Annotated in this window: 6 protein-coding genes; all 6 read right to left on the minus strand. The window is 69.3% G+C overall.

All coding sequences use genetic code 11. The features are described from left to right. Positions 1–36 precede the first annotated feature (36 nt). The 6 genes from IMW82_RS15510 to IMW82_RS15535 all read right to left on the minus strand — a co-directional run bounded on the left by IMW82_RS15510 (position 37) and on the right by IMW82_RS15535 (position 11,087). A complete protein-coding gene (locus IMW82_RS15510) occupies positions 37–3,090 on the minus strand; it encodes an efflux RND transporter permease subunit (RefSeq protein WP_211005199.1) in 3,054 nt (1,017 codons plus the stop codon). Continuing rightward, on the minus strand, positions 3,087–4,142 hold the full coding sequence (locus IMW82_RS15515) for an efflux RND transporter periplasmic adaptor subunit (protein WP_211005200.1): 1,056 nt from the start codon (positions 4,140–4,142) through the stop codon (positions 3,087–3,089). The genes IMW82_RS15510 and IMW82_RS15515 overlap by 4 nt, the downstream gene beginning before the upstream one ends. Then, a complete protein-coding gene (locus IMW82_RS15520) occupies positions 4,139–5,503 on the minus strand; it encodes a TolC family protein (RefSeq protein WP_211005201.1) in 1,365 nt (454 codons plus the stop codon). Before IMW82_RS15520 ends, IMW82_RS15515 begins: the two co-directional genes overlap by 4 nt. Positions 5,504–5,723: 220 nt before the next feature. Next, positions 5,724–6,602, minus strand: coding sequence for an alpha/beta hydrolase (locus IMW82_RS15525; protein ID WP_211005202.1), 879 nt, complete (start codon positions 6,600–6,602; stop codon positions 5,724–5,726). A 62-nt stretch (positions 6,603–6,664) separates the two neighbouring features. After that, on the minus strand, positions 6,665–8,650 hold the full coding sequence (locus tag IMW82_RS15530) for a serine protease (RefSeq protein WP_345777140.1): 1,986 nt from the start codon (positions 8,648–8,650) through the stop codon (positions 6,665–6,667). Between the two features lie 190 nt (positions 8,651–8,840). Further along, a complete protein-coding gene (locus IMW82_RS15535) occupies positions 8,841–11,087 on the minus strand; it encodes a TonB-dependent receptor (RefSeq protein ID WP_211005204.1) in 2,247 nt (748 codons plus the stop codon). Between the last annotated feature and the right edge of the window lie 18 nt (positions 11,088–11,105).

Below are 11,105 nucleotides of genomic sequence, written 5' to 3' on the forward strand. Positions count from 1 at the left end.
GGCAGCCCAGCTTGTGCGCGATCGCTTACGCGAGCCTTAGCCGGCCGCTTTTTGTACATCGCGGCGGCGCAGCAGCGCATACAGCACCGGCATCACCAGCAGCACCAGCGGCACCTGCACCAGCAGGCCGGCGATGATCGCCACCGCCAGTGGCTGCTGCATCTGCGAACCCTGGCCGATCGCCAGCGCCAGCGGCAGCAAGGTGAGCATCGCGGCCAGCGTGGACATCAGGATCGGCCGCGTGCGGTGCTGTCCCGCCTCATGCAGCGCCTCGTGCAACGGCATGCCGGCGGCGGCCTGTTCGAGTTCGGAGAAATAGAAGATCGCCACCTCGGTGACGATGCCGACGATCATCGTCATGCCCATCATCGCCGAGATATTGAGCTCGATGCCGGTCAGCCACAGTCCGGCAAACACCGCCGGAATCGCCAGCAACGGCATGGCCAGGATCACCAGCGCCACGCGGAAACTCTCGTACAGGAACAGCAGCAGGGTGAACACCAGCGCGATCGCCGCCAGCATCACGATGGTCAGCCCGCGGAACGCCTGCTGCTGCTGCTGATACAGACCGCCGAGCTGGTAGTACATGCCCTTGGGCAGTATCCCCGGTCTGGCCAGCACGGCCTTGACGTCGGCGATGGTGGCGCCGAGGCTGCGCCCGCTGATGCGCCCGGTCACCGCGACCATGCGCTTGAGGTTGTCGCGGGTGATCTGCGGCTGGCCCTGCACCTCGCGCAGCGTGGCCACCCGCGACAGCGGCAGCAGGTGGCCGTCGCTGGCGCGGATCGGCAACGCGGCGACCTGCTCCAGCTGCTGGTGCGCATGCTCCGGCAGCCGCACGCGCACGCCCACCACCTTGCCCGCCGTCGGCAGCTGCGCCACCACGGTGCCGTCGATCGCCGCCGCCACCTGGTCGGTGACGCTGGTCGGGTCGAGTCCTTCCAGCGCGGCCCGGTCCGCATCCACCTGCACGGTCAGCGCATCGCCGGCCGGGTTGATGCCGTCGCGCACGCCGTCCACGCCGCTGATTCGGCCGATCGCCGCGGCCACTTTGCCGGCGGTGGCGGCTAACTGCGCCGGGTCGTCGCCGAACAGCTGGATCTCGATCGGCTGCGGCACCGCCACCAGGTCGCCAATCAGGTCCTCCATCAGCTGCGACAGCTCGATGTCCAGCCCCGGCACCTTCTTCTCGACTTCGGTGCGCACCTGCGTCATCACCTCCTCGGTCGAGGGGCGCGAGCCGTTTTTCAGGCGCACGAAGAAGTCGCCCTGGTTCGCTTCGGTGAGGCCGCCGCCGAGCTGCAGGCCGGTGCGTCGCGAATAGGTGTCGACGTTCGGGTTGGCGCGGATGATCGTCTCGACCTGGCGCAGCAGGCGGTCGGTTTCCTGCAGCGAAGTGCCGGGTTTCGACAGGTAGTCGAGGATGAAACCGCCTTCGTCCATCTTCGGCATGAAGCCGGTACCGACACGGGTGTACGCGAGGCCGCCGACCAGCACCAGCGGCAACACCAGCAGCAGCACCAGCAGCGGCCGTTTCAGCCAGCGCTGCAGCAGGTTCCGGTAGCCCTGCATCATCCACCGGGTGAAACGCCCCGGCGGATGCTCGACCAGGTGGCGTCGATCCAGGAAACGTTCGGCCAGCAGCGGCACCGCGACCCAAGTCAGCAGATAGGAAATGATCAGCGCACTGGCCATGGTCAGCGACAGCGCCTTGAAGAACGCACCGGTCACGCCGGTCAGGAACGCCAGCGGCAGGAAGATCACCACGGTGGCGGCGCTGGAGCCTGTCAGCGGGCGGGTGAACTCCCACGCCGCGCCGGCGATGCGTTCGTGCACCTCGCCTTCGCCCTGATTGAGCCGGCGCATGATGTGTTCGAGCATCACGATCACGTCGTCGATGATCAACCCGACCGCCGCGGCCATGCCGCCCAGCGTCATCATGTTGAAGCTCATGCCGAGCACGGACAGCAGCAGCATGGTGATCGCCAGCACCGAGGGCACCACGATCAGCGCGACCAGGATCACCCGCGTATTGCGCAGGAACACGAACAGCACCAGCCCGGCCAGCACGATGCCGATCAGGATCGCGTCACGCACGCTGGCGGCGGCGCCGGTCACCAGCTGGGTCTGGTCGTACCAGTTGGCGAGCTGCACGCCGGCCGGCATCTGCGGCGCGTAGTCGGCCAGGCGCTGTCTCACTTCGCTGGCGATCTGCACGCTGTTGCCGTCGGGCTGCTGGTAGACCTGCAGCAGCACCGCGTTCTGGCCATCCGCATTGACCCGGATCCACTGCGGCACGTGGTCGAGGCTGACCGTAGCCACGTCGCCCAGCCGCACCACGCCGCCGGGACCGGCGCGCAGCACGATGCCGCTCAGCGCGGCGAGCGTCTTCGGCTGGTTGTCGGCCAGCAGCAGGTACAGCTTGTAGTGGTCGGAGACGCGGCCCATCGCCTGGATCGTCGCCGCGTGGCTCACCGCCGTGGCCACGTCGGCCAGGCTCAATTGCTGCGCGCGCAGCCTGCCCGGATCGACGTCGGCGTGGAACTCGGCCACCTCGCCGCCCTGCACGTCCACCCGCGCCACACCGCTGATCCCGCTCAGCAGCGGGCGCAGCTGGTACTCGGCCAGGTCGTGCAGCGCGCTCGGCGACTGCGTGTGCGAGCGTAGGCTGTAGGCCAGCACCGGGAACGTGGTCGGGTCCATCCGCCGGGTGCTGAGCTGGGTGCCCGCCGGCAGTTGCGGCAGGATCTGCCCGGCCGCCGCATTCACTTCCTGCAGCGCCGCGGCCATGTCCGCACCCCAGTCGAACGTCACCGCCACCTCGGCGCTGCCGCGGCTGGTGGTGGAGCGCACGTCGCGCACACCACGCACACGGCGGATCGCCTCCTCCACCGGCGTGGTCACCTCGATCGCCATCTGGTCAGCCGGGCGGTCACCCGCATCCAGCGACACCTGCACACGCGGGAAAGCCACGTTCGGGAACAGCGCGACCGGCATCAGCAGCGCGCTGGCGAGGCCGCCGAGCGCCAGCATCAGGGCCAGGAACAGCAGCGAACGTCGATGCCGTTGCATCCATGCGGTGACGCTCACCGGGTGGACTCCCGCACCGCATCGCCGTCAGCCAGTTCATAGACACCGAGCACGATCACCTTCGCCTGCGCATCGAGCGGGCCCTGCACGCCGACGGGATCGCCCGCCGGACTGCGCAGCGTCACGTCGACACGCTTGGCATGGCCGTGTTCAAGCTGGAACAGGTAGTCGCCACGTTCATCGTGCAGCACCGCGCTGCGCGGCACGGCCCAGGCGGTGACATCGGCGGTGCGGATCTGCGCATCCAGCGCCGCGCCGGCGACCAGTGCGGCGCCAGCTTCGGCTGGCAATTCGACCTGCGCGCCGAGCAGATGGGTCTGCGGATCGACCGACTGGCCGATCATGCGCAGGCTGCCGACAAAGGCCGCCTGGTTGCCATACACGCTGCGCAACTGCACCGGCATGCCGGCGTGCAGCCTGGCGCCATCCTCCGGTTGCACGCCCAGCTGCGCGACCAGCGCGTGCACCGGGGTGAAGCCCAGCAGCGGCGCATTCGCCGCGAAGCGCTCGCCCAAGCCCACGCTGAGCGTGCCGACCACGCCGTCGGCCGGCGCATTGACGGTTTCCTGCGCGCTGCCGCCGCCGAGCGCGCGCTGCGCCTCCAGCGCGGCCTGCGCATCGGCCTGCGCCTTGCGCGCGCTCGCCAGTTGCGACTGCGTGGCCAACCGTTGCGCCGCCAGCTGTTCGGTACGCTGGAGTTCGCCGCTGGCCAGCTCCAGCGCACTCTGCGCCTGCCGGTACGCGCTGCGCGCCACCGGATCGGGTGCGATCGTCAGCAGCGGCTGCCCGCGCCGTACGCTCTGCCCGGCCGCCACCTGCAGCGCTACCACCTGGCCGCCATGCGCAAGGCTGATCGCGCGCGCATGCTGCGGATCGCCCACCGCGACGCCCCAGGCTTCCACCGTGTCGTGAAAGGTCTGCTGCACCGGCGTGGCGGTGGTCACCGCCACCTGGCCCTGCACCGCCGCGGCTTCTCCTTCGTCATCGGCGGCGCCGTGGCTGCACGCGGCCAGCAGCAGGCACAGCAACGGCAAGAGCAGCGATCGGTTCATGGCGTGGAAGCCTGTGCGGGAACGGAATGAGCGGTATCGCCAAGCTCGGTATTGCCGAGCAGTGCTTCCAGCGCGATCGACTGGGTGGCCTGCTGCTGTTGCACGGCAAGCAGTTCGAGATCGGCAGCCAGCGACTGGCTGCGGATCGCCAGCCAGGTCGGCCAGTCCAGCAGGCCCTGCCGCCACGACTGCTCCGCGGCGCGGCGGGCATCGGCCAGCTGCTGCGCGTGGGCGATCAATGCGTGGCGTTGCCGATCCAGCGTGGTGAGATCGGCGGCCAGTCGCTGCATGTCGCTGCGCGTGGTCAGCACGCGCGCCTCGTAGTCGTCCTTCAGCTGCTGCCGGGTCGCCCGCTCGATCGCGATGTTGCCGCGGTTGCGGTCGAACAGCGGCAGCGTGATGCCGACGGTGAAACCGTGGGTGTAGACGGCGCTGGTGTCGCGCGCGGTGTTGAAGCCGATGTTCAGTGCGGGAAACTGGGCCAGCACGGCCGCGCGCAGTTTTTCTTGCTGCGACTGGTAACCGGCCTGCAGCGCAAGCAGATCGGGTCGTCGCCGCGGCAGGTCGGCCAGTGCCTGCTGCAGCTGCGCCGGCGTCGGCTCGACTTGATATGGCGCGCCAGTCAGGTCGAGCGCGGCATCAGGCGCAAGCCCCAGCAGCACGTGCAGGTCGCTGTCGGCCTGGTGCAGGGCGACCGCGTTGTCGGCCTGCTGCCTGCGCACGTCCGCGGCGGCGTTCAGGCCGGCGCTGGCGCTGTCGTAGGTGAGGTTGCCGGCGGCCAGCGCCGCCTGCACGTAGGGCGTGACCTGTTCCAGCGCCGCCTGCTCGCTGGCCAGCCGGGCCTGCTGCGCGCGCAGGTTCAGCACCTGGCCGAACAGCAGTCGCGCCTGTGCCACGGTCTGCCACTCCGCCCACAACAGGTCGAGGTTCACCTGCTGCGCCTGGCTGCGCGCCGCCGCCCGACGCGACGAGCGGGTGAGCAGCGCGCTGATGTCCTCGCTGAGGCCGAGGTTGTACGCGGTGGTCAGGCCGCTGCCCGAATGTTGCGGGAAATCCGCGCCCAGGCTCAGTTGCGGATCGGGCAGCAGGCCGGCCGCGAAGGCCTGCGCGCGGGCGATGCCCAGCTCGTCGCGCTTGAGCTTCAGCGCCGGACTGTTCGCCACCGCCAGCATCGCCGTCTCGGTCACGTCCAGCCCGTCGGCGGGATCGAAGCGATGCGTTGCCAGCGCTGGCAACGGCATCCCGGCCGTCGGCGCGGTGAGTTGCGTCACGCTGGCCGCGCCTTCGCCCCGGCCCAGCGGCAACGGCGCGTAGCTGGCGCAGCCGGACACGATCAGCGCGACCACCACCGTGCACGCCATCCGGAAAGCGGAGGCGCGACACGAACTCGTCGTGGGGATGCATGGTGGATGGACGGCAGGGTGCATGCCACCATTCTGAAAGCCGCCGCTTAGTTCTTTCTTACCGGCCGGCGGCCTCACGACGACGGCCCCACCACGCGCGGCGCGAGAGTGGCGAAGGCGCCGTCGCGGGCGAGGCCGCAGCTATGGATCGGGCGCGCATCTTGCGGCGAGGCAGCGTTCAACGCGGCGTCGACACGTCCTGTCGGCCCAGCCAGTCGCCCAGCTGCATCAGCACCTGGCCGCGCCCCGGCTCGGCCTCGTTGAACAGCTCGTGGTACAGCGTCGAGAAGAAGCGCGTGGTCAGCTGTCCGCTGGAGGCGGCCTTGCGCGCAAACGCGCGGCTGCCGGCGGGATCGACCAGGCCGTCGCTGTCGGCCACCAGCAGCAGGGTCGGCAGTGCCAGGCTGGCCGCGTCGGCGATGCACGCGGCGCCGGCGCGGAAGATGAAGTCGGCCAGCCGCGGCGTGATCCAGCTGTGGCGCAACGGGTCGCTGCGATAGTCGGCGACCACCTGGCGGTCGTGCGAGAGCTGGTCGAAATCCAGTCCATTGCGCAGTGGCAGGTTCGGCGCAAGGCGACTGAGCAGCCGCGCCAGCGCGATCATCCGCGGCGACTCGCGGCTGCGCAGCGCCGGCGACGAGAGCAGCAGCGCCGGCGGCGCGATGCGGCCGTCCAGTACCGCGCGCGCGGCGACCAGGCCGCCCAGGCTGTGGCCAAGCAGCAGCGGCGGATGCGGCAGGCCGTTGGCGTAGTCGTGGTAGACGGTGGCGAGGTCTTCCAGCAGGTCGTCGCCGTGGCGCAGGCCGCCGCGGCGGCCCGGGGTCCGGCCGTGGCCGCGCTGGTCATAGCCACGCACGGCGTAGCCGCGCTGGTTGAACCACGCCGCCAGTCGCTCGTAGCGGCCGCTGTGTTCGCCCAGCCCGTGCACGATCAGCAGCGCGCCGCGTGCGCCGGCCAGCGGCCAGTCGCGCAGGAACAACCGGTGGCCGTCGGCCATGGCGAGCCAGGCCGTGGGTTCGATGCCGTCCGCAGGACGGTTCTGCAGTGCCGCGTGCATGGGTGGTTCCGCGTCCGTTTTCGTGGCCCGGCGCCGTCGCATGCGCCGGGCCGGGACTGGCATCAATGTTCCGTGACCCGCATGTCCTTCGTCAGCAGGTCGAGCTTGCCTTTCATGTCGGCCTGGGGCTGTGTGCCCGCGGTGCCGTAGAAGGCGGTGTACAGCACCGCGGACGACGGGTCGGCGGCGGCCGGCGCGACCACGGTGTTGATCTTCATCAGGTCGTTCTCGTAGCGCGCCACGCCATTGTAGGGATACTCGCGCGCCGACAGCTTGCGCCAGCGGCTGCTCAGGTCGTCGTCCAGCCCGGCCGGCGGCGCGACATAGCGCTGCACGTTGACATTGTTGTGGTCGTCGGAGGCGGTGTCCTTCCAGACGTTCACGTCGCCCACGTCCCATACCGGCTTGCCGCCGTCCAGGAAGAAGCGGAAGCCGAGCCACAGCAGGTTGTCCGGCTTGACCGGCTGCAGCGAGGACGGGTAGGAGAACGCCACCCGTGGCGAGGCGTAGCTGAAGCGATGGTCATAGTCGAAGCCGATGCGGATGTTCCTGAGCGCGGCCGGCTGCAGCGCCGGGTTGCCGAGGAAGTCCTTCCACTGCGCCAGCGTGCCCTGATAGGTGACGTGGACGAAGCTGCTCATCTCGTCCAGGTCCAGCATGCTGTCGTGCTCGTGGGAGGGCGGCGTGAAGCGCACCAGCATCACGCTGCCGTCCGGTACCGGCAGCATGTACGCCACCACCAGCGCGTTGGCGTAAGGCAGCGTCCACACGCCGACATGCCACGGCCGCTGCCAGCGGTCGAGCCGGGTCGATTCGCGCACGGGCTTGCCCAGCGAGGTGATCTTGACCTTCTCGCCGGCGACCTCGCGCTGGAACATGCCGGTGCGCGCCAGCAGGTCCATGCGCGATTTCGCGTCGCCGTAGAACTTATCCGCGGCCACCCCGTCGGGCCGGCGCAGGCGGATCAGCCCATTGCGCGCGACCCCGCCGGTGGCCACGTAGCCGTTGCCGTCCAGCGCGAAATACTGCGACCGCTCGCCAACGCGCCGCCATTCGCCGTCGCTGGCGCGCACGATCAGGGTGGGGAAGCCGTCCAGCTGGGTCTGCTGGTGCAGCAGTCGCGCCGAGCCGGCGCCGTTCGGGAACAGATTGGCGGACTCCTTCGCCAGCAGTGCCTTCAGCAGCGCGTCGCTGTTGGCGTCCATGCGCGACTGGAATTCGCGGTAGAAGTCACCCAGGCTGGCCGGCAGCGCGAACTGCGCCTTGAGCCGGTCGTTCTGCACGGTGTCGAACAGGTCGATCTGGTAGGTGACGCGCGTGTCCATCACGCCCTTGCCGGCCGGCGCGTCCAGCACCTCGCGGATCGGCAGCGCGTAGTTGAGGTTCTCGTTGGCCGACTTCATCAGCACCACGCCGATCAGCTTGCCATCCTTGCCGAGCAGTGGCCCGCCGCTGTTGCCGGGCGAGGCGGCGGCGGAGAAGCGCATCCATTTCCAGGCACCGTCCTGCTGCTCCGGCGTGTCGGAGGTGTACAGGCCGTCGCGGATCACCACGCCGGTGCCCAGCGCGTTGCCCACCGCGTAGACCACCTGGTTGAGCGCGGGGCTGGCGTCGACCTCCAGCGCCGCGTCGCCCGCCGGCGGCTGCGCCAGCGTGAACACCACGAAATCCTTGCCCAGCGAGAACTTCTCGATCTTGCCGATCGGGTACACGCGGCCGGCGGCGTCGCGCAGTTCGGGTGGCCCCCACAGGCTGTCCGCGCCGGCCAGCAGCACGTGGCCGGCGGTGACGTAGCGGTTGTGGCCGATCGCGAACGCGGTGCCGATCGAGTAGTACTTGTCGGTACGCTCCTGGTAGGGCAGTTGCTCCAGCGGCAGCGGCCGCTCGTAGCTCAGTGGATCGCCGGCCGGCTTGGCCTGCACCACCTCGAAGGTGGCCGCCTGGATCTTCGGCAGCAGCGCCGGATCGAGGCTGGCCGCGCGTGCCGCCGACATCCCCAACAGGCTCAGGCCGGACAGCAGCACCAGCATGCCGAACCGACGGATCACTCCCCCACTCCGTGTACGCATAGATTTCCCTTGCACCGGGGCGGCCACCCGCGGACTCCCCTCGGCATCCTCGCGGACAGCGGCCAGCACGCATCTTGGCACGGCCGCGCGCCGCCTGCATGGCATGCGCGGGCCGCTGCGCGGGCAGGATGCCGATGCCGCGCCGCGCGCCAGCGCGGCGGGGTACGGTTTACAGCTCGGCGCGGAATTCAACGCCGATGATGCGCGGGTCGTTGACGAAGGCGGTGCGGTTGTTGAAGTCGATCGCGCCGGTGATCGCCCGCTTGTCGGTGATGTTGCGGCCGTACAGGGCGACCTCGCGGCGGCCGTAGTCCCAGTTGTAGCCGAGCCGCACGCCGCCTTCCAGCAGCGGCTTGCCCTTGAACTCGGCCGAGTCGTACAGGAAGAAGTTCACCTCGCTGCGGTAGTTCCAGTCGGTGTAGACGAAGAACTCGCCGCTCTCGCCGTACGGGATGCCGTAGCGCGCGGTGAGTGTGCCGATCCATTTCGGCGCGTTCGGCAGGGTATTGCCATCGACCAGCGCATTGCCCGCGGCGTTGAGCGGGTCGAGCACGGTGCAGCCGGAGCCGCACACCGCTACAGCCAGGCCCGGGTCCTTCAGCTGGGTGAAGTTGTAGCTGCCACCGGCGGTGAGCACGAAGTTCGGCGTGAGGTAGGCCTCCAGGTCGAACTCGGCGCCGTAGCCCTCGGTCTTCTTCGCGTTGATCAGGCGGGTGATGTTGATGTCGCCACCCACCGCGGTGAGCTGCTGGTTGTGCATGTTGTAGCCGTACACGTCCGCGTTGAAGCGCACGTGGTTGTCCATGCCGGTGGTCTTCACGCCCAGCTCGTAGCTGGTGATCGTCTCGGGCTTGGCTTGCGAGATGAAGTCGGAGAACAGCACGCGACCCTGCACGCTGGGCGCACGGAAGCCGTTGGCGACGCGCGCGTAAACGTTGACGTTCGGGTTCAGCGTCCAGGTGCCGGTGAGGTCGCCGCTCCAGCGCGAGTCGTGCGGCTGCGCAGTCAGCAGCAGCGGGCCGCCGCCGATCGGCGACAGCACGCGGTCCACCTTGAAGTCGCGCGAGTCGTGCGACCAGCGCGCGCCGGCGCGCAGCTCGAAGTCGTCGGCGAGCTGGTAGTTGGCCGAGCCGAACAGCGCCCACGCCTTGGTGCGCTGGGTCTGCATGGCGTAGCCGTCGAGCGCGTGGTTGTTGAAGGTGGCGTAGTCGAAGTTGCTGATCGCGATGTCTTCGTCGAAGTAATACGCGCCGACCTGCCAGTTGAGCTTGTCCTGGCCATTGCTGGCGAGGCGGAATTCCTGGGTGATCTGGCGGTCGTGCGGCAGCGCGTCGGCGGTCTCCACCGGGAACGGGATGAAGCCCGGGCCCATCGGCTGATGGAACACCGCACCGTAGCCGCCGTCGACGTCGCCGAGGCTGTAGGTGGTGGCGCGCTCCAGCCCGGTGATCGAGGTGAAGGTCAGGTCACCGAGGTTCCACGCCAGGTGCAGGTTGCTGCCCCAGCTGAACAGATGCTGCTTGTTGCGGCCGTCCTGCGCCACCTTGTAGCGGTCGAAGCCGGGCACGAAGCTGGCGCTGCCCAGCTCGATCGCGTTGGCCCGGTTGACCATCGCGCTGCCGTCCAGCCAGCGCGCGTGGCCATTGATCAGCGCGCTGAAGCCGCCGTTTTCGTACAGCGCCTGCAACCGCACGGCGCGGTCGTTGTAACCGCCCAGCACGTTCTTCTGGCCAGTGAAGGTGTTGTCGATCCAGCCATCGCGGTGCTGCGCCAGCGCGGAGACGCGGCCGGACCAGTGCGGACTCAGTGCACCGCCCAGCGCGGCCTCGGCATTCGCGGTGCCAAGCGAACCGTACGAAACGCGGGCGTAGCCGCTGGTTTCCTGGCTGGGCCGCACCGACTCGAACTTGATCACGCCAGCCGGCGAGTTGCGTCCGAACAGCGTGCCCTGCGGGCCGCGCAGCACTTCGACCTGGGCCAGGTCGAACAACGGGAAGCCTTTCAGGATCGGGTTCTCCTGCACGATGTCGTCGTACACCATCGACACCGGCTGCGAGGCATTGAGGTCAAAATCGCTGTTGCCCAGACCGCGGATATAGAAGCGCGGGAACTCGCGGCCGTAGGAGGTCTCGGCATACACGCTGGGCGCGCGCGAGGCCAGCTGCAGCACGGTGTCGCCGGACTGGCCGAACGCCTCCAGCTTGTCCGGGGTCAGCACGGTCAGCGCCATCGGCACCTTCTGCATGTTCTCCACCCGCTTCGAGGCGGTGACGTTGACCGTCTGCAGTTCGGTGGTCTTGGCCGGCTGCTGCGGCTTGGCCGGCGCGGCTTCCTGCGCCAGTGCGGCGCCCAGCGGCAACGCGGCGGCGATGCTGGCGGCGAGTACGGCGAGGCGCAACGAAGTGGCGACGTGCATGGTCGGTCCTCAAATGGC

The sequence above is a fragment of the Rhodanobacter sp. B2A1Ga4 genome (genome assembly GCF_018101315.1).
Taxonomy (GTDB): domain Bacteria; phylum Pseudomonadota; class Gammaproteobacteria; order Xanthomonadales; family Rhodanobacteraceae; genus Rhodanobacter; species Rhodanobacter thiooxydans_A.

Excerpts from the sequence above, each read along its gene's own strand:
- IMW82_RS15525 (WP_211005202.1), bottom strand. The coding sequence starts at position 6,602 with ATGCACGCGGCACTGCAGAACCGTCCTGCGGACGGCATCGAACCCACG.
- IMW82_RS15520 (WP_211005201.1), bottom strand. The coding sequence starts at position 5,503 with ATGGCGTGCACGGTGGTGGTCGCGCTGATCGTGTCCGGCTGCGCCAGC.
- IMW82_RS15515 (WP_211005200.1), bottom strand. The coding sequence starts at position 4,142 with ATGAACCGATCGCTGCTCTTGCCGTTGCTGTGCCTGCTGCTGGCCGCG.
- IMW82_RS15535 (WP_211005204.1), bottom strand. The coding sequence starts at position 11,087 with ATGCACGTCGCCACTTCGTTGCGCCTCGCCGTACTCGCCGCCAGCATC.